General features: G+C 66.2%; 16 protein-coding genes and 1 pseudogene. 3 read left to right on the forward strand and 14 right to left on the reverse strand.

Annotation, left to right across the window (positions count from 1 at the left end):
- Nucleotides 1-1,789: 1,789 nt before the first annotated feature.
- On the reverse strand, nt 1,790-2,866 hold the full coding sequence (locus tag ACWGDX_RS27960) for an amidohydrolase family protein (protein ID WP_453629896.1): 1,077 nt from the start codon (nt 2,864-2,866) through the stop codon (nt 1,790-1,792).
- A gap of 92 nt (nt 2,867-2,958) precedes the next feature.
- Between ACWGDX_RS27960 and ACWGDX_RS27965 the strand changes: the two genes are divergently transcribed.
- Complete coding sequence (locus ACWGDX_RS27965; RefSeq protein ID WP_453629897.1) at nt 2,959-3,705, forward strand: TetR/AcrR family transcriptional regulator; 747 nt, start codon at nt 2,959-2,961, stop codon at nt 3,703-3,705.
- A gap of 11 nt (nt 3,706-3,716) precedes the next feature.
- Nucleotides 3,717-4,151: pseudogene (locus ACWGDX_RS27970) on the forward strand (tyrosine-type recombinase/integrase); the annotation flags it as partial.
- 937 nt (nt 4,152-5,088) lie between these two features.
- Here ACWGDX_RS27970 and ACWGDX_RS27975 read toward each other — a convergent pair.
- The 12 genes from ACWGDX_RS27975 to ACWGDX_RS28030 form a co-directional block, all read right to left on the reverse strand.
- Nucleotides 5,089-6,063 carry a hypothetical protein gene (locus tag ACWGDX_RS27975; protein WP_453629899.1) on the reverse strand — a complete coding sequence of 325 codons (975 nt, stop codon included), beginning with the start codon at nt 6,061-6,063 and terminating at the stop codon, nt 5,089-5,091.
- The gene (locus ACWGDX_RS27980; protein WP_453629900.1) at nt 6,060-7,493 is read right to left on the reverse strand and encodes an AAA family ATPase; all 1,434 of its coding nucleotides are present in this window, start codon (nt 7,491-7,493) and stop codon (nt 6,060-6,062) included. The genes ACWGDX_RS27975 and ACWGDX_RS27980 overlap by 4 nt, the downstream gene beginning before the upstream one ends.
- Before the next feature lie 435 nt (nt 7,494-7,928).
- Nucleotides 7,929-8,084, reverse strand: coding sequence for a hypothetical protein (locus tag ACWGDX_RS27985; RefSeq protein WP_453629902.1), 156 nt, complete (start codon nt 8,082-8,084; stop codon nt 7,929-7,931).
- A 50-nt stretch (nt 8,085-8,134) separates the two neighbouring features.
- Entirely contained in the window at nt 8,135-9,175 is a 1,041-nt protein-coding gene (locus ACWGDX_RS27990) for a hypothetical protein (protein ID WP_453629904.1), read from the reverse strand.
- Nucleotides 9,176-9,242: 67 nt separating this feature from the next.
- Nucleotides 9,243-10,076 (reverse strand): thiopeptide-type bacteriocin biosynthesis protein, encoded by an 834-nt coding sequence (locus ACWGDX_RS27995; protein WP_453629906.1) that lies wholly within the window; start codon nt 10,074-10,076, stop codon nt 9,243-9,245.
- A gap of 17 nt (nt 10,077-10,093) precedes the next feature.
- Nucleotides 10,094-11,338, reverse strand: coding sequence for a lanthionine synthetase C family protein (locus tag ACWGDX_RS28000; protein ID WP_453629908.1), 1,245 nt, complete (start codon nt 11,336-11,338; stop codon nt 10,094-10,096).
- Nucleotides 11,335-14,172, reverse strand: coding sequence for a lantibiotic dehydratase (locus ACWGDX_RS28005; protein ID WP_453629910.1), 2,838 nt, complete (start codon nt 14,170-14,172; stop codon nt 11,335-11,337). Before ACWGDX_RS28005 ends, ACWGDX_RS28000 begins: the two co-directional genes overlap by 4 nt.
- Nucleotides 14,173-14,317: 145 nt before the next feature.
- Nucleotides 14,318-14,497, reverse strand: coding sequence for an FxLD family lanthipeptide (locus ACWGDX_RS28010; RefSeq protein WP_384780268.1), 180 nt, complete (start codon nt 14,495-14,497; stop codon nt 14,318-14,320).
- Nucleotides 14,498-14,561: 64 nt separating this feature from the next.
- On the reverse strand, nt 14,562-15,767 hold the full coding sequence (fxlM, locus tag ACWGDX_RS28015) for a methyltransferase, FxLD system (RefSeq protein WP_453629912.1): 1,206 nt from the start codon (nt 15,765-15,767) through the stop codon (nt 14,562-14,564).
- Nucleotides 15,764-16,762: a helix-turn-helix domain-containing protein gene (locus tag ACWGDX_RS28020; RefSeq protein ID WP_453629914.1), complete on the reverse strand. Its 999-nt coding sequence runs from the start codon at nt 16,760-16,762 to the stop codon at nt 15,764-15,766. Before ACWGDX_RS28020 ends, fxlM begins: the two co-directional genes overlap by 4 nt.
- A gap of 112 nt (nt 16,763-16,874) precedes the next feature.
- The gene (locus tag ACWGDX_RS28025; protein WP_453629915.1) at nt 16,875-17,318 is read right to left on the reverse strand and encodes a DUF6415 family natural product biosynthesis protein; all 444 of its coding nucleotides are present in this window, start codon (nt 17,316-17,318) and stop codon (nt 16,875-16,877) included.
- Nucleotides 17,315-17,728, reverse strand: a complete 414-nt coding sequence (locus tag ACWGDX_RS28030; RefSeq protein ID WP_453629917.1) for an ATP-binding protein — start codon at nt 17,726-17,728, stop codon at nt 17,315-17,317. The genes ACWGDX_RS28025 and ACWGDX_RS28030 overlap by 4 nt, the downstream gene beginning before the upstream one ends.
- A gap of 356 nt (nt 17,729-18,084) precedes the next feature.
- Between ACWGDX_RS28030 and ACWGDX_RS28035 the strand changes: the two genes are divergently transcribed.
- Nucleotides 18,085-19,413 carry a DNA-binding protein gene (locus tag ACWGDX_RS28035; RefSeq protein WP_453629919.1) on the forward strand — a complete coding sequence of 443 codons (1,329 nt, stop codon included), beginning with the start codon at nt 18,085-18,087 and terminating at the stop codon, nt 19,411-19,413.
- 1 nt (nt 19,414) lies between these two features.
- On the opposite strand, the gene ACWGDX_RS28040 is transcribed toward ACWGDX_RS28035, so the two are convergent.
- Complete coding sequence (locus tag ACWGDX_RS28040) at nt 19,415-20,467, reverse strand: NAD-dependent epimerase/dehydratase family protein (protein ID WP_453629921.1); 1,053 nt, start codon at nt 20,465-20,467, stop codon at nt 19,415-19,417.
- Between the last annotated feature and the right edge of the window lie 228 nt (nt 20,468-20,695).

Raw genomic sequence — 20,695 nt, forward strand, 5'->3', positions numbered from 1 at the left:
GGATCTATCCGTGTTGGAGTTGGGTCCAGGTCCACGCTTCGAGGAACGTATCGAGACCGTTATTCAACATTGAACGAGTTCCGGAAGAATAGATTTGGATGGGAAGGCTTCTTTGCGGTTCTCGATGAGGATGGTCCTCCTATTGGCCTTTTCGCGGTCCGAGGGAGTGGGTGGAGTTTGATCGCCCTTACTGACGAACCTGTCGGGGTTGTTCTCGCGGCTTTGGTATCGCCACCCCAGTCCTTTGAATGGCCGCAGGGTGCTGAACGTACCTGACAGACTCCAGCCCCGCTGACGGCAACGTCAGTGGACGACGGCTGTGGCAGGTGGGTTGTTAAGGCCGCTGCCGGTAGCGCTGAGGGCGTTGCCGGGGGTGTCGATTGCCTGACGCCGATGTGGGCATGTCCTAGGAGTTCTTTGATCACGACGAGTTCGGTGCCCGTTCCAGGAGGAGCGTCGGGGTGGAGCCTGGCCCGGCGGAGCAGGGGGGTGGAGTGCGGGGCGAGAATGGGTACCTCTTCGCCTCGGCGACCGGTGAGTGGCTCAACCCGAACACCCGCCACCACATGTGGGAGGCGCTGCTGGAAGCGGTCGGGCTGAGGGTCGGCCGACCACGACGGCCGTCGCACCGCTGGTGCTCTTCTGCTGCTCTTCGGGGTCTCAGGCACCGTCGTGGACGCGATCACGGTCTGGGAGTCCGGTCGGTCGGCCTGGATGCGCCGCCGGTACCAGTACCGCTGACCGACCGGGTCCTCAGGGACACGGCCGCCAAGGTCGGCGGGCTCCTCTGGACCAGGGCGGGCCAAGCAGCCCACCGCTGGCTGATCTCGGCAGCTACAACCCCCAACGTCGATGGGCCCCGCAGCACGCTGTGGGGCCCATCGACGAATCCCGGCGAGAGCAACGGCGGAGGACACGAGATTCGAACTGGTGAGGGGTTGCCCCAACACGCTTTCCAAATGTTCGTCCGGGGGTTCGGATAGGCGCGTCAGCGTTCTGACCTGACATGAAGCGCCTCGCTAACTGACTGTCGGACCGTGCTGAACGGGGCTGAATGCAACTGGAACTGCCGAACAGCGCGTTCTCCCTGATCGCGGCCATCGTTTGGGGTCACGTGCACCTTGGGCGGAGGACGAGACCAGACGAAGGCCGCCGCCACGTCCATCGTCGGACAGTTGCCGATGGTGTTCGCAGATTGTGTTCCAGGGCTTGAGCCGCTCGGGCAAGTACGTCACCGCACGCAGCTCCGTACCTGATGCAGAATCCCGTCGATCACGCGCCGTTAATCAGGCCACTGTCTGCTGGACAGTTCTATGCCGGTATGCGGGAAGGTCCCGTGGAACGGCACGTATGCCACCTCTGTCAGCGCGGCCCGAGCCGTGACCTCACTTCACGCCCCGGACACGGCGCCCCAGGGCTCATGCCTGCGATCTTGCCGCCCCTGTGCGGAAGAGTCATTGGCGTACACGGGAACCTTGCTGAACGAGTCACGCAAAGGTACGGCTCAATAATTGGGGCGGTGGGCCCGTGGCTGCTCGGTCTACGATCCCGCGCCGCCGCGCGCCTCGGCGACGCGGGGACGGCGCTCGCCGCCAACGATTCCGGCGGGCCGTCAGGTCGACCGGCTAGTGCTGTGTCCGGAAAGGTTCACCGGCTCGCGACGCCCGGCACGGCACCTCGCCGCGTTGTCGGAGTCGCGCGAGTACGTCCAGTACGAGCGCGATCCTCCGCCTTGCGATGCACCGCACCGGACGCCGCGAGCCCCCGGCAAACCTTTCCGGACACAGCACTAGCTTCTGTCTGTTCGGTCATCCGCGGTTCGGCTGTTGACGTCCGTGGTGGCTGCGACATGACCGGTCAGCCGCTCCCAGTTGCCGGACCCGATAGCGGCCTTCTCCTCCTGGGTGAACGGCGCCTGTTCGAGGAACGACCGGGCGACCCCTGCACTGGTGTCGAGGAAGGGGAAGCCGCCGGGCCGCGTTCCGAACGTGTACGGGTAGTCGGTCGAGTACAGCATGCGGTCGGTGCCGACGACCTCCGCCGTCCACCGCAGGTAGCGCTCGCTGACCGTGCCGCTTCCCGCCACCCAGAAGTTCTGGCGGAAGTAGTCGGCCAGGGGGCGCTCCAGCTTTGCCATGTCCCGCAGGATCCCGATGTGGTCCAGGTAGAACAGGACGACTTCGCCCCAGTGTCCCGCGATCACTTGCAGGTCGGGGTGGCGGTCGAACACGCCAGAGAAGATCATCCGCAGGTACTGCACGCCCAGGTCGTAGTACCAGCCCAGCCCGGCGGTCGCGAGCGCACGGCCCACTCCGTTCGGCAGCCCCGCGTAGTAGGCGTCCTGGACCGCCTGCACCGGGGTCTGCGGGTGGAAGTGCAGTGGAACCCGGAGTCGCTCGGCGACGGCGTAAAGGTCGTCGAACTCGGGCGCGTCAGCCAGCTTGTCGCCGGTGCGCCCGTACAGCATCGCGCCGCGGAAGCCGAGCTGCGTGACCGCGCGATCCAGTTCCGCCGCGGCGGCTTCGGGGGACGGCGTGGGGATGGCCGCGAACGCTTGGAACCGCTGCGGGTGGGCGCGGACGACCCCGGCGAGCGCGTCGTTCGCCTCACGCGCGACGCTCACGGCGTCCGCCGCCGTGAGGTTCTGCACCCCTGGTGTGGCCAGGGACAGCACCGCGACGTCCACGCCCTGATCGTCCATGTCGGCCAGGCGCCGATCGCCGACGTCTCGCAATCGCCGCGCGAACGGCTCGTCGCCGTAGCCGAGCTGCGGTATCCGCGGGACCCCCGCCCTTGTCCACGCATCGAGCAGGACTGGCAGAACCACGTGTTCCTCGATGCCTACGATGTGCAGCTTCCCAGGCATGGTGCACTCCTCTCGATTTGGTTTCCGGTGATACGCATTTGACGATAACGACGATAGCATCGATGGAAACGTTTCGGTGGTATCGTTGATTTATGCCTGATGGTTCGAAGGTCGACGCCATACCCGTCCCGGAGCCGGAGGTCGCAGCCGACGCCCGTGAGGTCACTCGGCAGCGGGTTCTTGAGGCCGCGGCGGACTTGCTCGCACGCGAGGGGCGCGACGCGGTGACCACCCGCGCGGTCGCGGCGGCCGCTGGGGCTCAGCCTCCTGCGATCTACCGTTTGTTCGGCGACAAGGACGGGCTCCTTGAAGCGGTGGCCGAGCACGGCTACGCCACGTTCCTCGCGGCCAAGCACGTGGACACCCATCCTCAGGACCCGGTAGAGGACCTGCGTGCGGGCTGGGACCTCGCCGTCGAGTTCGGGCTCGCCAATCCTGAGCTGTACGCGCTGATGTACGGCGAGCCCAAACGCGGCACGACGTCGGCCGCCTTCCAGGCGGGCATGCGGATCCTGCTGGGACGCATCCGTCGCCTCGCCGCCGGCGGCTGGCTCCGCGTCGACGAGAAGCTCGCGGCCGCTCTGATTCATGCCACTGCGCGCGGCGCCGTGCTCACCTGGCTGTCGCTGCCCGAGGATCAGCGCGACCCGGCCCTGCTCACCGCCATGCGCGAATCCATGGTTACCGCCGTCACACACGAGAAACCCGTCGTGCAAGACGCAGGCCCCGCCGGCGCCGCCCGAACCTTGCGCGCCCTCCTGCCCGAACAGACAGCGCTCAGCAGCGCGGAGCAATACCTACTCAGCGAATGGCTCGGCCGCCTCGCCGCGGACGGCTGAGGGCTGTTCCGCCCGACCGCCGTTACGTCATGCGCAAGACCCGCGCTGATGCCACCAAGGCTGTCCGCGAGCTGGAGCGGAAGCGTGACTCCGGCAGCGTGCCGAAGGCAGGCCGGACCTGGACAGTCGATTCCTGGCTGACCCACTGGGTCGAGAACATCGCCGCGCTGCACGTCTCCGAGAACACCACCGACGGCTACCGCGTCGCCGTCTACCACCATCTGATACCCGGCCTCGGCGCGCACCGCCTGGCGAAGCTGGAGCCCGAGCATCTTGAACGCTTCTGCAAGAAGACTCAGGACAACGGCAGTTCGGCCGGTACCGCGCACCAGGTCCACCGCACCGTGCGCGCCGCCCTGAACGAGGCCAAGCGGCGCCGTCACCGCACCGACAACCCGGCCACGATCGCCAAAGCCCCTCGCCTGGAGGAGGAAGAGGTCGTGCCGAACGTCGAAGGGCCCCACCGCGACCGGTGGGGCCCTTCGACGTATTGCCCGGTGAGAGCAATGGCGGAGGATACGAGATTCGAACTCGTGAGGGGTTGCCCCCAACACGCTTTCCAAATGTTCGTCTGGGGGTTCATGGTGGTTTGCGGGCGTCCTGACCTGGAGCCGACGGTTCGATTGCCAGGACTCGGACGGTGCTGAACGGGGGTGAATGCAACTGGAACTGCAACTGCCGAACAGCACATTCTCCCTGATGACGGCCATCGTTGGGGTCACGTGCACCTTGGGCGGAGGACGAGACCAGACGAAGGCCGCCGCCACGTCCATCGTCGGACAGTTGCCGATGGTGTTCGCAGACCGTGTTCCAAGGCTTGAGCCGCTCGGGCAAGTACGTCACCGCACGGAGCTCCGTGCCCGATGCAGAATCCCGTCGATCACGCGCCGGTAATCAGGCCACGGGCTGCAACGTGTGTCGCCAACCGGAATGAGCGGACGCAGCGGTTCCCGCTTCGTATCAGTCAGATCACTCTGCCCATGCCCGCATCAACGAACCGAGCACGGAGTGGTCCCATTGCCTGCCGGACAGTTCTATGCCGGTATGCGGGAAGGCCCTGTGGAACGGCACGTATGCCACCTCTGTCAGCGCGGCCCGAGCCGTAGCCTCACTTCATGCTCCGGACTGCTTGGCCCAAGGTGTACGGCTCTGACTCGTCTGTGCCAGGTGCGGACGCCTCCCCCGAACTCGGCCAGTGGTCCCCCGTGGCCGTACAGCAGGACGCACGGCAGCATCCCGCTGTAGGCCAGGTTCCCTTCACCGCACCCGTAGAGGGTAGAGGTACGGCTCGGCACCCGCGTCGCGGATCGCTGCGTGGGCCGCGGCCGACACGCTCCGGACCATGGCCCGCGTCCTGCGGGTGTTGGAGCGCCACCCGCACCATCAGGCACAGGCGGCAGCTTCAGGAGGTTCTGATTCGGTGGCGCTCGACCCGGATAACCAGAGTTCAACGTCGGCGAAGAGTTTCTCCGATCTTAATCTCTGGTACTCAAGGCAAGACATCAGAGCCAGCTCTAGCAATTCAGGAGTTTGCAGTCCCCTCCTCCGGCCCTCTTCTTTTGTGAAGACCCTTTTGCAGTTCTCCTTAAGAAACTTCACTATGAAGTGCGCAATATCGTGACCTCGTGCAAAGTTACGGAAATCGTCCGTGACTGCTTTCTTTAGTTCCTCATAGCGCTGTGTGAGATTATCGACTGGAAATTCCTTCACTTTTCCTTGGAGGGAGATGCGAAATACTTCACGGATGACATCGGGAGGGCAAGGGGATGCGAGGGGAATGCGGTCTACCGCCCTCGGTGATATAGCCGACCCTGTATTTGCTTCCCTAAGGCATGCTCCGATCAAAAATGAAGCAGTCAGCGGGTCTTTGATCGCCTGGAGGAGAATGGAAGCGGATATTTCTGCAGGAGCAGCGAATGTGACACGCAACAGCTTGTCAATTGTATGATTCGATAGAGTGTACGACTCGAGTGACGCATAGTCTGTGAAAAGCAATCCTGGTATTTCGGGCTTTTTATCTAACGCTATGCTAGCGTAGTCTGAATCGGCAATCATCAGCGCCGAAGTGCAGTCTGGAGCCAGATTATTCAGGACTTCGGCGAGACGGGCTACTCTCCCACGCTCTCCGGCAACGTATCCTCCATCAAGGACCTCGCCGTCAGACAGGTATGCCCTGTCGCCTACTGCGTACACACGAACGAGCTTTCCTTGATGTTTGATATGTGAAAGATACCAGTCGAAGAATGCTTTATCGTTGCTTCCCTCGACAATTACGTCCCTGACTTCCGGCTCCAGCTCGTATAGAGTTACGAGCTCAGCAGGCTGGCGCCGCTCCATGTCTTCAAAAGGGTCTGTCATCGCTGTTGCCCCCCTGAGATTCCGTCGATTTCTTTCTGCTTCTTGGGTACCATCCGTGCAAGCGAAGCGCGATGTCCTGTAATTACCTCGATGGAATGTGTAGCGACGACGAATTGAACTGCGCTTCCTTCTGTGCATGCAAGCAGCGCATCCATCAACTGCCGTTGCCATTTGACGTTGAGGCTAATTTCTGGCTCGTCGATCAGGAAGAGCTTTGTGTTTTCACGAGCCAAAATTGTATTGAGCAGAAGTAGTAGGATCTGGCGCTCGCCCGAAGATAGCTGTTCGGGAGAAAGTCGATTATTTCCGGCTGATCGGACCTGGATTCCCCTGAACGTCTGATATGTAACCTTCTTTCCGCTGTTGCCGAAGAATCGGTTCATTTCATTGGTGAATGTCTGCACCAATGCAAAGACCCCGTTTAGGGCATCTAGGCGGGCTGTTTGAGAACTCAGAAAGGGATCGAGAACCGCCTCGGCAACGCCGAGCTCGCTGTCAGGAACGGCACGAACGGCGTCGATGAACTGATCCTTGTTGATTTTTGGCAGAAGTCCGTAACGGCTGTATACCTGGGTTCTTTCGGCTACTTCTTCGATTTTTCCAATTAGCTCGTTCTTCGTAACCTCTTTGCGAGATGCCTCAGTCTTCGCTACTCGGCCGAGAATGCCGAGATAGACGCTATTGGAACTTCGCGATCCTTGCTGACCACCTTTAATTACTTGATCCTTGACGAGCACGTCAACGCGCTCAATAGCCTGGGTGAGCTCGGCGGCTACTCCTCTCGTTGATTCGGCCGAGGGGTCGTCATCATCATCAATTATGACCCACTCTTCCTCTCGCGTGCTTGAATCGATCGCGTCGCCGTAGATCTGCCGATCATCCGCAAGCATGTACGGCACGGCTCCGAGCTCTTTCAGGTACGCGGCGAATTTGTCGCTGCCATCCCTGTATTCTTCGACGGGGCGTTGCATACGTGCCCGAATCAGTCGCAGTCGTAGCTCTCGTTCGTTCGATTCTGGGTTGTCTCCCAGGAGAGAGTCAGGGACTGCCGTTACACCCGCCGGTGTCACCATATATACTTGCTGAACGTTTGCCGACTCGCCGTCAACGGTGATGGAAAAAGCCCCAGTTAAACCATCATTCTTGGTTACCTTGATGGTGTCGCCAACGGATAAGCGAATCACTAGCGACCGGAATGGTGTTTTCGCAATTCGCTCGCGGTGGCCCTTGGTGGTGTCTGCGGAGAGTGTGTCCCAAAGTAGCTTTAGGATGGTCGTCTTTCCGCTGCCATTATTCCCGTAGAGTAGCGTAAGTCGCCGGCTACGCGATTCGGGTTCATTGGCGCCAAAGAAATCTAGATGATAGCTATACGTGCCGAACAAATCCTCGATCTCAACCCATGAGATGAGTGCGGCGTTCGTAACCTGCATGAGACCCCCGTAGGTGACGTGGCTGGGTGTCTGCAAGATACAGCTCGCGACTCGCCTTCGGGCACGTTTCCCAAGCTGGGAAGCTCCCGATTGCTTCCTCCGCTGACTCGCTCCCTGTCCTTCCTCCAGCCGACTTCGCATCCTCAGCTACGTTGCCCTCATCCAAGGCGTGCGCGCGGAGACACGTGCGGTCGGCGGAGCGGCTTCGGGGTGGCGCTGCTGTGGCGCGAGTGATCATGGCCCGTAAGCTTTCGGCGCGTCGGGCACGAGTTTCACGCCGTCGTGTGCGCGGATGGCCAGCGGAGACGCCGCGTCGAGTGCGTTCCGGATGCGGATCGCGTATACCTCGTCGGCGAGTTCGGAGACTTCTTCACGGTCAGCACAGAGGCGCCCTTGAATACCTCAGGTCTTCGAGGGCGCCTCTGCTATGCGCAGCTACGTCAGCACCGACGAGGAGACGGCCGTAGCGGCGCTGAACGTGACCCCGGAGGCGTAGGAGCCAGCCTCCGGGTGGTTGACCAGCTCGCGGCGGACGGTGCTGGTGGTGGGCAGGCCCTCGATTCGCTCCCAGCCTGGGTCTGCCAACGTCATCCGGCTCGCGACTACTACACCCCGAACGTCAACGGTCGTGTTCTGTAGACCTACGGCACTACCTGCTGTCCCGTGGGGGTTGCGGCGCTGCTCCGGATGACGTGGTCGCTGACGCGTATCGCGGCCGTCACCTTGTCGTGCAGCCCGGCAGGGATGGCGCCGGCGCCGAGCGCGCAGGCGTAAAGGAGGGCATGGCAGTCCTGCGTTTCTTGATCGGTCGCGAGGGCGGTGAACGAGGGGTGCGCGAGGAGCTCGCGGGCGGCGTATCCGTCGGTCGTCTTCGTTGCCCGGCGGTGGAGGTCCGCGACTACCAGGCGTGCGGTTGGGTCCTCCGTTGAGGCGATCGCGTCCAGCACCGTGAGACCGAGCCGGGTGTTGAAGACGGTCATGCCCGGCTCGTCCGCGCGGTCGAGGTAGGTGGCCACCAGGTCGTGCAGATGATGGTGGAGCGGTCGGCCGGTGGCCCGGCGGGTCAGTACGGTCAGGCAGCTCGTGACGGCGTCCTCCCACGGCTCCCCGGGCTCTGTGCGGGCCAGGAGGTCCTCGGCGGCGGGAGCGTCGCCGGCGGTGAGAGCAGCGAGGACGGCGACTTGGCGGCCGTCGAGCATGCGCCGTCCGACGCCGCGGTGCGTCTCGACGTGGACGAGCGCTTCGGCCCAGCGGCTGGCAGTTGTCAGGGTTCGCGTTCCGTCGGCAAGGAGGACCCGCCATAGCCAGGCGCGGATCTCGTGCCGGTCCTCCGGGGCGGCGGTGAGGCCGGCCGGGACGTGGATGTCCTCGACGTTGGTGCCGGTGCCGGTGGTGACGGCGTCGTACAAGGCGAGGAGATGACGGCGGCCGTCGTCGGCGTGCCCGGCTCGGATCTGAAGGCGCGCGAGGTTGACGACGGGTTCGAGGGCCCGGATCGCGGTCACGCCTGGCAGAGGGCAAAAGTCGAGGTAAGCCGCAGCGTGCTGGTGGCAGATTGCGCGGGCGATCGACGGGACGCCGACGTCGGAGGCGATCAGGGCGGCCTGGTTGTAGACCGTGGAGGCCACGCTCGCGTTGCGTTGTTGCACTGCGGTGCTGGCGAGTTCGGTCAGCGCCTGCACGCGCTGGGGCAGGGGGAGGCAGGCGGGGCGGGGGCGCGCGACGAGTGGGAAGCGTTGCGCTATGGAGTCAGGGAGTTTCCGCACGGTCCGCGGCGCTCCTCTCGGTGGTGGGGTCGGGGCCGAAGATGACGGTCTTCGCGGCGGCCGTGAGCGTGGCTTGTGTGGCGTAGGGGAGGCCGATTCGGTTCCAGGCGAAGATCACGTGGTGGGCCAGGACGTCCCGCAGGCCACGGTGGAGTTGCCCGGATGCTGTGAGGTCGGCCAGTTCTCTTCCGGCGGTGGCGTAAGCGCGGGCCCAACCGGTGGCGCGGGCAAGCGGTCCGCCTGGCTGCATTGCGTACTGCGGGTTTACGGAGAGCAGGCGGCGTACGGCGGTGTGCAACTGGTCGCGGCCGTGCGTCTCGGCACCGACGGGTACGGAGCGGTGGGTGGCAACGCGGGCCCAGACGTCGCCCTGCTCGTACCAGTCCAGTCCAGCGGAGCGCATCATGAGGCTGCACAGCATGAGGGATGTCTCGCGGCGGTGTTGGCCGGCTTCGCTCTGGAGGAAGTCGATGATGATGCTGCGGCTGTCGCGGTGGAAGAGGCGGTGTGCGGATGCCATGGCTTCGGCGCCGCCGAAGGCGTGGACCTCGGGTTCGTAGATGATCTCCGTCCAGCCCTTGATGTGTCCCTCGGCCGTCAGCACGTCGAGGCCGCGGCCGATGCGGTCCTGCCCGTCGGAGGTGGGCTGGTAGCGCACGCGCCAGCAGGGGTGCTTGCGGACGATGAACCACGCGGTGAGGGCGCCTTCGTCCTCGGCTGCGCGTAGAAGCGGGGCGAGTTTGGCCAAGGCGGTGATCTCGGCGCGTTCCCAGTTCCGGAAGGCGACGTTCACCTGGCGCCAGGCGGGTGGGTTCATGGTGCGGCCTCCAGAGTTCACGCCAGGGCGAGGAAGGTGTCCCAGTGCGGTGCGGGCGCGTGGCCCGTGCCGACGGTGTGCAGGGCGAGGGCCGCCCCGGCGGCTCCGTCGAGGAGTTCGGGTTCGTAGTCGTGTCGGTCGAGCTCGGCAATCAGACGGTTGGCCAGGCGCGGCAGCTCGGCGGTGATCTCGGGGTTGTCCGTCTCGGTGGCCATCCGCCATGCGGCGTGCAGCAGTCCGGCCATGCCGTGGCACAGCCCGATCTCGGGCAGCTTGGCCAGTTGCAGCGGGTCGCGCAGGGTCGCGAGGAGCGCGTTCTCGGCGGCCTGTACGCGTGCCGGGTCGCCAAGAGCGAGCCCGGCCAACTGCTGGGCGCGGGCGGTGCCGCTGACTCCGTAGCACCAGGAGGGGCGGGGGCGAAGGGTGGAGTGGACGTGGTTGTCGGTTGCCTGTTGCATCGAGATATAGCCCGGCCACCAGAAGGCGGTCTCGTCGCCTTGGCGCCAGTGGTCGGTCCAGGCGCAGATCCGTTCGACGGCGTCGGCCATGCCGGGCACGGGCAGACCATCGAGCAGGGCCTTGGACAGCACGGACAGGGTGGAGCCGATGCCGTGTGCGAGCCCGAAGTTCCCATGGCCGCCCGGGTAGTCGGCGTGGGGTGCGCCGGTGGGCGCGACGTTCATCCACCAGGGCGGCAGCCCGGCAGGGTCGGGCAGGGGCTCGGTCAGGCGTACCAGGTGGGCCAGGACATCACGCGTGATCTCGTGATGGGGTTGGCGGCTCAGGTGGTAGGCGCCCAGCCCGGAGAGGCCCTGGATCAGGTCGAATTCCTCCATCGGGGGCCGCTCGGCGCGGGTGATGCGCTGGTGGGCTGCGGCCAGGCGTTTTCGGGTGACGGTGATGGTCGCCGTATCCAGACGATCAAGGACCTTCAGGTACCGGCTCGATGCGTCGGTGGCGCGGTGTGTGATGAACGCGAGGGCCGGGGCGCCGAAGTACAGGTTCGCGTTGGCCGCCGCGCTGATGTCGCCGTGCAGGGCTGCGGCCAGCCAGGTGTGCGCGGTGCCCCAGTCGCCGTGACCGGTCCGGGCTCGCTCGATGTGCAGCAGGGCGATGCCCGAGGCTCCTCCGGCGAGCGACTGCGGCCAGGCCCGGCCGCCGTCGGGTCGGCCGCCGGGCCACACGGTGTGCGGGTCGGCCAGTGCGTGGGCCAGATGGTTGGCGGCGGACAGTGCGGTGGAGGCAGGAGCTGTCGTGGTCACGGTGTCCTCCTTGCTCGTGCTGCCCAGCTCAGGGCGGCGGCTCTGGCCAGGTGCAGGTGTGTGCGCTCCTCGGGCAGATCCGGTCCGTGCACCCGGACCTGGTGGAGGTGCAGCAGGTCCGGCAGCAGATCGCTGGGGTGTATGTCCGCGTCCGTGAGCGCGCGGCCGTACGCGGTCAGTGCCTCGTACCGCGCGGACCAGGCCGCAATGACGCGCTCGTCCAGGCCCGCAGGGTGGTTGGTCACCAGGTCGACGGCTTGGCGGTAGACGGCCCGGGGTGGAGCGGCTGGGGAGGTGCGAGTGTGTTCGATGAGCCACTGCATCGCCGCGGCCCGGTCACCGATCAGACCGGTGGCGATGTCGACCATGCTCGCGGCTGTCATCGCGTGGGCGTCCGCCCCGTCCGTTTGTGCGGCGAGTTGAGCCAGGGCGGCGGTGGCGTCGGCGGCGAAGTACCGCTCGGCCGCGTCGATGGCGGTGGGGCCGCCGAAGCGCGCGGTCTCCGGGTGGTAGGTCTCCACGCCGACGTGGGTGATCAGGCCGTGGCGCCGGAGCCGTCGGGTCCACTCGCCGATGTGCTCGAAGACGCTGCCGAGGGCACCGGGTGCGCAGGTCAGGCGGACGCGAAGGTGGTCGGCAGGGTCTCGGTAGCGGACGAACCACCAGGCGGGAGCGCCCAGTTCGTCCAGCAGGATCGGCAGGTGCTGGATCAGGAGAGAGTTCTGCCGGTCGCGGTGGCCGTGGAACTGGAGGTAGATGCGGTTGTCGCAGCCGGGCAGGTGACCGTGCTCGCGGTTGACGGTGTGGCCGGAAGTCCGGACGGGGGCGATGTTCTGGTCCGTGGCCAGGGGGATGACGACTTCGTGTGCTCGGCCGCCGGTCCATCCCAGGCCCTCGGGCTGGGGAGCGGGGCGCAGCGTCACGGTGCCGTCGCGGTCCACATGGGTCCGCAGCAGGGCCCGGTGGGAAGGCTCCGTCAGGTCCAGGGCCATGGACTGGTCGGCCTCGCTCAGGTACACCCGCTCGGGCAGGCGTACGTCGTGGCGCCATCGGGTCAGGGCCTCGTCCCATTGCGGCCACGGCGCCGGCGCGGCGGGGAGGTCTTCGCTGGTGAGGAGCCAGCGGGCTGGGGACAGGATTGTCCGTCCGTAGCGGAGCGCGGGCAGAAACGGCAGGTTGGAGGCGGCGGTGCCCCACATGAATCCGGTGCAGGGAACGGCCAGTGCGACGGGCGCCTCGATCAGGAACCGGGCCAGCGGATGGGAGTGGTGGCCCAGGTCCACGGCATTGAGCAGCAACGTGTGCACCGGGCGGTGGCGGGAGAGCGAGACCAGGTGCAGGCGTTCGGCGTCGGCGGTGACCGCCAGGTCCGTGACGGGGACGAGGCTGGTGTCCGGGCCCTGGTAGTCGCCGAGCGAGACCACCAGCTCGGTCGCCTGCGGGGCGCGTGCGACGTTCTGGGCGCGTACGGATAGCGGAGTGGAGCTGATCTGGGCGACGAGCGAACCTTGATGCACCCCGGCCAGTCCGGCGTACGCCTCGGTCATACGGTGGCGGTCCTGGTCGTCCAGCAGGCCCAGGAAGCGACCGGTGGTCGCTCCGGCTGAGCGAGCCACCCCCACGACGTGCAGGGTGAACTCACCCTGTTGAAGGGCGTCGACGCTCGCGGCGTCGATGCGGACGGTCAGCTCAGTGCTCGGCTGGACGGGGTGGCCCGGATCTGTGGTCGCCAGATCCTCAATCGCGGCATCGTCGAGCTGGACTTCGAGTCGGCGCTGCATCCCGGCGGCGTGGGCAAGTCTGATGAGGCGGCCGTCGCGGTCGGGCAGCGGGGCGGGCGCCGGCGCGGTGGTGGCCCCGAGGAAGCCGGGCGGGTATCCGAGCGCGTCGATGGCGTCCAGGACGGGGACGATCGCCCGCGGCCCGTACCGCTCCAGGAAGCGGCCGTGCCACTCGGCCCAGCCGGTCAGCGCGGCTCGGGGAGCGAGGCGGGTGAGCGCCTTGGCCGCCGCTGCCGCCTCATGGGCGACCGTCGTGGGTACGGTCAGATCCCAGTCCACCCGCAGGTCGAACGCGGTTTGGGGAGCCTCGTGCAACTCTGCTGCCTCAGCAGGCCCGAGATGCCGTGTGTGGGTGAGGAGAGTGGTGAGCGGGTCGGTGGCCGTCATCGCCGGGCGCAGACTGGTGATCAGGAATCGTTGCCGGACCAGTCCCGCGAGTAGCTTCTCAACCGCGGCGAGCGGCGCGGTCGGGAAACTGATGGAGAGCTTTGCCGCGAGGTCGCTCCACAGGATCGGAGTCTGCGCGCTGCCCAGGGCTTCGCGGACCGGTCCTGTCACGCGTATCTGTACTTGTTCGGGAGCGCCGACACGTGTACCGCGTGGGCGGTGCTCGATCACCACGTCCCCATCGCGCTCGACGACGAGACCGGAGGTGAGCAACATCAGATGGGGCCGCAGTCCGCTGTGCTCCTCGAAGCGGTCGACGAGGGCTGTGGTCCATGCCGCGTCGGGTCTGGGGGATGCCCGGTGCTTGGTTCCCATCCGTACCGCGGGGGCGGCACCTATTCGCGCGGCCGCGACCCCGGCGAACAGACCGAACGGCGTGGCGCGCGTGCGGGCCCGCAGCAGGTAGCGCAACACGGAGAGCACCGTGCGGCGTACAGCGGGCGTCGGCAGCGACTGGCCGGCACAGACCTGGCCCACTCGACTCGCCAGGCCCGGGCTCGCGGCCTCGACGGCAGTCGCGAAGTCCGCCCACTCCCAGGTCTGTTGCAGCCACGCCCGCCACGACGCCGTGTTCGCGTACGGGCCGGTCAGCTCCGGCCAGACCATTGGACGGTCGCAATCCAATGCGGTCGCCCGTACCGCTGCTGCGTCAACGTAGCGATACACACACCCCTCCTGTGGCCGGGTGGTGCCCGGCCGAGCCCATGGGGCAGGCGCGGCCGGGCACCGAGATCAACGCGGTCTGGTGCTGCTACGGGCAGCTCGTGCACGCGGACGCGCACGTCGAGCCGCATCCGTCGCTCGTCAGACGGATGAGCTGGTCCGCGGCGGGGCCGCCTTCGACGATGGTGATGTCCAGCTCGAAGTCGTCTTCGAAGTCGTCCTGTTCGGCGACCGGCTGAGCAACCGGGCGCTCCAGTTGAACGGTCATCAATGCCTCCTCGGCAGTAGGTGATGGTGCGCGGTCCCGGGGCCCGGGAGCGGACCCCGGAGTCTTAGCGCCAGGACACCGCGAGAATGCCGTGCCGCTTCTGCACGGTGACCTGGGGCGGGGCGGACGGGGCAGGACCCGGCAGGTATTTGATCGTTGCCGCTCCCCGACGGCGGTGGTTCTCGGCCCAGCGCCGGAGGAGTTCCACGTACTGGTCCGCGAGCGCTTCGGCCTGCGGGCCGTGGGCGACTACGCCGCTTTCGAAGCCGCCGGTGTCCCTGTTCTCGCGGCGGGTGCGGTAGACGATGCTGTCCTCGCTGACCAGTGCCGGTACGCCGAGCAGGGCCGATGCGTCCACGAGCCCGCTGTCGACGACATCCTTCGACGCGTGCAGCCGGGCGACGCTCGGCAGATTGAGCGTGAGGTACAGCTCCAGCTCGTCGGGCAGGTCGAAGGCCGCTCCCGACCAGCGCTGCATCCTGGGACTGTCCAGGGCGCGGTTCAGGGCCTCCGCGTTGAGGGGCACCCGCGCGTCGTCGGTCTGCACGGCGACGCCGTCTCGCAGCAACGCCTTGCGTTCCTTGACAGCTCCCTCGCCCTGCATGGGCACGAAGCGCGCCAGACGGTAGGAGTGGCTGACGAGGCCCTCGCCGTCGCGGTCGAACGCGATCGAGCGGGTCGTGCCGTGCACAGTCAGCGGGACGACGAGCCGGCCGTTCACCGTGAGGCCGCTGATCCACGACGGGGGGATGTCCCATGCGGCCGCGGTGACGATGATCCGGTCGTACGGCGCTCCATCGGGAACACCGGTTTCGCCGTCTGCGAGGACCGTCTTCACCTGGCCGTACCCGGCGTCGTCCAGGCACAGACGGGCGCGGTCGATGATGTCGCGGTCGATGTCGACCGTGGTGACCGCCCCGTCGCCGCCCACGAGTTCCTGAATGAGCGCGGCGTTGTACCCGCCTGATCCGATCTCCAGCACCCTCATGCCGGGCTTGATGCCGGCCTGCTCCAGCATCACGGCCTGGAGGTGGGCAGCGGACATGACGCTGATGTCCAGGCCGGTCTCGTCCTTCTTGACCGGCACGGTGCGGTGGAGGTCGTAGGCGAGTTCCAAAGGCGCGTCCGGCGCGAACCGGTGCCGGGGCACTGCGGCGAAGGCAGCGGCGACAGGCTCGGACGTGATCCCGTCCTGATCACGGAGTGCGCGGACCATGTCCGCGCGCAGCGCGTCGGGATCGCGAACAGTCGAGTCGCTAGCAGTAGTCATTCCGTTACCTTCATTTCCTTTGTGATTTCTGGTCGGTCGGGGATGGCGAGGAGCCGGTGGGAAGGAGGCTCCTTCCTGTGCGATACGTCCGGCGCCGAGCCGTGTTCCGGGTCCGGCTCGGTGTGCTCGGATTTACACAGCAGGCCCGTGCGCAGATTGTGCGTGCGTCCGCTTTTCAGTTCGTAATGCTTGGCCATGGACTCGATCAGGTCCAATGAATCAGATGGTGAGAGTGCGCTTGCGCCAATCAGGCTGAACGCGAATTCGTACTGTGCCACTGCGGCTGGATTGTCAACTAGCAGGCCAGACGCGAAGCATTTCAGATAGGCAAGTGTTGGTGCATCAGAGAAGGCCATCAGTTTCAGCGCGCCGTCAATTGCTGGGTGTCCGCCGGCCGCGAATGGCAATACCTGCACGACGATGCGGCGCCGACGCCCCAGCTCGGTGATGCGGCGCAGCGCCTCGGCCATTACCGCAGGGCCGCCGATCATTCGGTGTAGGACAGCCTCGTCGAGTACGGTCCACACGGTTGGCTCTGGGTGCTGGAGCATCTTTGTGCGTTCGAGCGTTGGCGTAATGAGTTCATTGATTGCCGCATCGGTTGCCGTTGGGAGGCCGGAATGGACGACTGCTTGCGTGTAGGCTTCTGTCTGTAAGATTCCTGGAATATGCTGCGGGGCATACTCCTGAATACGCTTCGCGCTCTGTTCGGCCTTGACTGCTTCAATGCTTTGGTCCGGCTGCCGTAAATCCTTGAGTGCTGCACAGGTCCGGAAGAAATACCCTTCGGAGTCGAGGAGTTCGTCGAGCTTGAGCGCGATTTCGGGCCGCATTCTGCGCGTACCTGACTCCAGCATTCCGATGAAGGCGCCGGTCAGGAACAGCAGTCGTCCTACCTCGTTCTGCGACATTTCTTTCTTTTCGCGGTGGTGTCTGAGCTCTGCGCCGATCAGGGCGTGGACTGACGGTGCCGTGTCCAGCGGCTTGGGCTGCACGAGACTCCTCGGACTTGCGAACGATGACAGGGCGGTGGAGCGGATTATGCGGGCTTGTCTGCGGGGCCAAAATGGAGCCGGGACAGGAGGAGCGGTCCGTTCGGTAGAGCGCTCATGACAACGTCTCCACCAGCAGATCAACCAGGCCGAGGACGGCGACGGCCAAGCGACGCGTCTGCCCGCGTATGCGAAGAGCGCCGCCGGATCGGGCCTCGGCCCACACGGTTTGCACTCTGTCTACGGCCTCGGTGACTGCTGGGCCGGGGCGCCAGTCGGCGACGCGCACAAGCAGCGGCAGCACGGTTCTGAGCTGCGCATCAGCCTGGTCGATCTCCTCGGCATCCGGATCGGCGTATTCGCCGAGCACCGCCTCCAGAGCGTCGCAAAGAGGGTTGAAGACGGGCATCGCAACAGGGGCGTCCGACTTGGGTTCTGCGGGGAGAGGACGGTGCAAGTCGATGGTCAGCGGCGCCAAAAGCCCAGCTCGCCCGGTCACCGTGCGGACGGGAACGCCGAAGTCGGCAGCCGGCTCCGCCACCATCACTGCGGACGTCACGGCGTCCCCAGCGGAATCCTGCACCAGGTCTCCGCGCCGCCGTCGCTGGTCCCCCAACTCCCGCCGGCCCCTTCTACCAGGCTTTCGACGAGTACAAGGCCGCGCCCCGACACGGCGTTGTCATCGGCGTGCCTGGGGGTGGCGCGGCCCGGCATGCCGTCGATGACGGCAATGCGCAGGAAACCGTCCCGTACGACAAGGCGCAGGCAGATCTCCGTGGTACCGCTGTGCACTATTGCGTTGGTGACCAGTTCGGAGACGAGCAGCATCACCATGTCGGTCAGCGCTTCAAGGCCGCAGTACTTCAGTTTCGCGGCGGCGATTCGGCGCATGACGCCTACCTGGCAGGTGTCCTCAGCGCGCGGCGGTCCACCACCGCGCTGGGGAGAGATCTTGATGTGCTCGGTCATCACTTCCCCGTCGCGGCGGTGGCGCGCGCGAGGTGTCCGTACGGCTGTCGTCGTCATCACGTCCTCTGGGGGTGGCGGGCCCGCCGATACAACGGGCCACTGTCCAGCGCGCTCGTTTGGACGCGCTCAGCGAGGCTGTTGATCAGCGTGGTCGCCTATGCCATGCCACCGCCATGTCAGGGAGCTGCCGTTTCGCTGCCGCCAGGACCGCGGTCTGACACTTGACTGCCAGCCAACTGCTATCTGCCGAGAATGTGTTGCACTGGTGAGCGGCTGCGGTATCCCCTTTGTGCAAAGGGATCGATCGTAGGCGGGTTGCCGAGCCAACAGGCCAAGGCTTGATTAGTGGGGGCGATGTGACGGAACAATCCGAGACGCTGCTCAAGCTCCTGTGTGAGAAGCGCAACTTGAGCGCCCCCGACTTCGTGGAGCTGTTCGACAGGACCGCCGACGAGGTCGTGGGAAAGGGTGTCAACAACCCGACGTGCAGCGAGCGGACGGTATTCCGGTGGAGAGCGGGACGGACCCGCCCCGAGTCGCTGTCCGCTGATACCCGTCGCGTGTTGCAGGCCATGTTCGGCTGTGATGTCGCGGCGCTGTTGACTCCTCCCCCGCTCGCCGAAGATTCCCCGGCACCCGCGTTCAATCTGGAGCACGAGATCAACATGACCGCACGCGATGCTCAGGACGACGCCAGCGCGACAGCCGCTGCGTCCGTCTCCGACACCAGCCTCGACCAGCTCACCGACGACGTGGCGTCGCTCGCGCACGCCTATGCTTCCCTCCCGCCGATTGAGGCATTTCGGCGCGGCCGGGTGCTCCAGGAAGAGCTTCAGAGCCAGCGGGATCGCACGCAGATCCCCGCCCAGCAGCAGCGTCTCCTCGAATTGACCGGCCAGACGATGGCGCTGCTCGCCGCGGCGGCCTTCGACCTCGGCTCCTTCACCAACGCTCGCCGCCTGGCCCGTGCGGCTGACCTCTACGGGGAGAGTGCACGCTTCGAGCCGCTGCGGGCGTACGCGGACGGCATCCTCGCGTACGTCGCCTACTTCACGGGCATGCCTGCCGAGGCTGTCAGCAAGGCGCGACGGGCCCAGACGTACGGTGGCCTGGGCGACATCGCCCGGCGCCGGCTTCTGGCCATCGAGGCGCGCGCACACGGATACCTCGGCGACACCGATTCGGCCCGCCACACTCTCCGGCTCTCCCTGGAGGCCGATAGCGGGACACGCGACGATCTCCACGACGGTGTCGGAGGCGAATTCGGGTTCAGCGCTGAGCGCTTGGCCATGTCCAGCAGTTCGACCGCACTCTTGATCCACGACGGGGACCAAGCCGAGCAGTCGGCACGCCGGGCTCTCGAACTCATCAGCCGGAAGCCGCAGGCCAGCCGCTCGGCGCACGTCCTCGGAGGTGCCGCTGCGGACCTCGCCATGGCCCGGCTCCTGTCGAACGACATCGAGGGAGCGGCAGACGCGCTGACGCCCCTATGGAACATCCCAGGGGACCAGCGCGTGACCGGGGTTCTCGTACGGACGGGCCAGATCCAGCAGTTCCTCACGCAACCGGCGTACCGCACCTCGACGCTGCCGCGCGAACTGCGCGACCGCGTCGAGGACTTCACCCGCACCGCGAGCAATCACCAGCTCAGCACACGCTCAGCGTTGCTCCAGTTGGAAGCCTGACTCAGACCAGAGAAGCGAGGATCTTCGCCTCCTTCTCCGGGGCGATCCCGTGGTCCGCCCACCTCGGGTGGTCCACGGGACGCCCGTCGGCGGCAAGCCACGCCCAGGTGTCACGGATGGAATCGGCGATCGGCCGGCACCGCAAGCCTGCGGCGACCGCCCGGCCGGAGTCGACCGACCACACACCCGCGTGCGTGCGCCACAGAGGCAACTCGGTCCACTGCGCGACGCCGTGACCGGCCAGGACGCCCGGTTCCACCCACTCCGGCGTCCCGACCCCGCCGGTGACGGCCAGGCACTCACCGAGAAAGTCGGCGAAGGTGATGCCATCGGGGTGGGTGACGTTGTACCCGCCGCTCATCTCGCCGGCCGCCTGGTCGAGTGCGAACTCGGCGACATCGCGGACATCGACGGGTTGGATGCGCTGGCCGCCCGGAGCGGGCGCCAGAATCGTCCCGCCGCGCTTGGCCCGGGTCAGCCACCAGGGGAGTCGGCCGACGTACTCGCCGGGCCCCAGAATGACCCCGGGACGCAGAAACACCGCCGAGTCACCGAACACCTCGGTCACGGCCTGCTCTCCGCCAGCCTTCTGGAAGCCGTAGACGGTGGGGCTGCCGTCCTCGCCCGTGTATCCGTATGTCTCGTCCGCGTCCGCGGGGCAGTCCAGCAGCGCCGAATGGTCGGTGAGGGCTTGGTGCGGCCAACCCTGGTAGACGGACACGGTGGAGATGTGCACCCATCGCCGGGCCACAGCACGGAGGGCAGTGGTAGCCAGGAGCACATCGCGGGGCGGGAAGTCGGAACTGGATGTGTCGATAACGGCGTCCCACGGCCCTTGCAGGGCAAGGCGCTGGAGGTCATTCCGGTCTGTACGGTCCCCGTGAACGGGCTCGACGCCTTCGACGTCGTGTCCGGACCGCCCCCGGTTGAAGGTGGTAACTGTCCACCCTCTCGCCAGTCCTCCTCGCGCGATGTGCTTCCCGAGGAACCAGGTACCGCCGATAACGAGAATTCGCATACCTGCGATTTTGCCGCCCCTGCGCGGAAGAGTCATCGGCGTGCGCGGGAACCTTGCTGAACGAGTCACGCCCGGTACGCCTCAATACTTGGGACGGTGGGCCGTGGCTGCTCGGTCTGCACGCCCGCGCCGCCGCACGCCTCGGCGATGCGGAGATGGTGCTCCTCTGGACCCCGCCGGACCAGCGGCCTCCCGCCGCCTGGTCTCGGCAACTGCAACAGCAACTACGAACGTCGAAGGGCCCCACCGCGACCGGTGGGGCCC

Source organism: Streptomyces sp. NPDC055025, assembly GCF_053608565.1.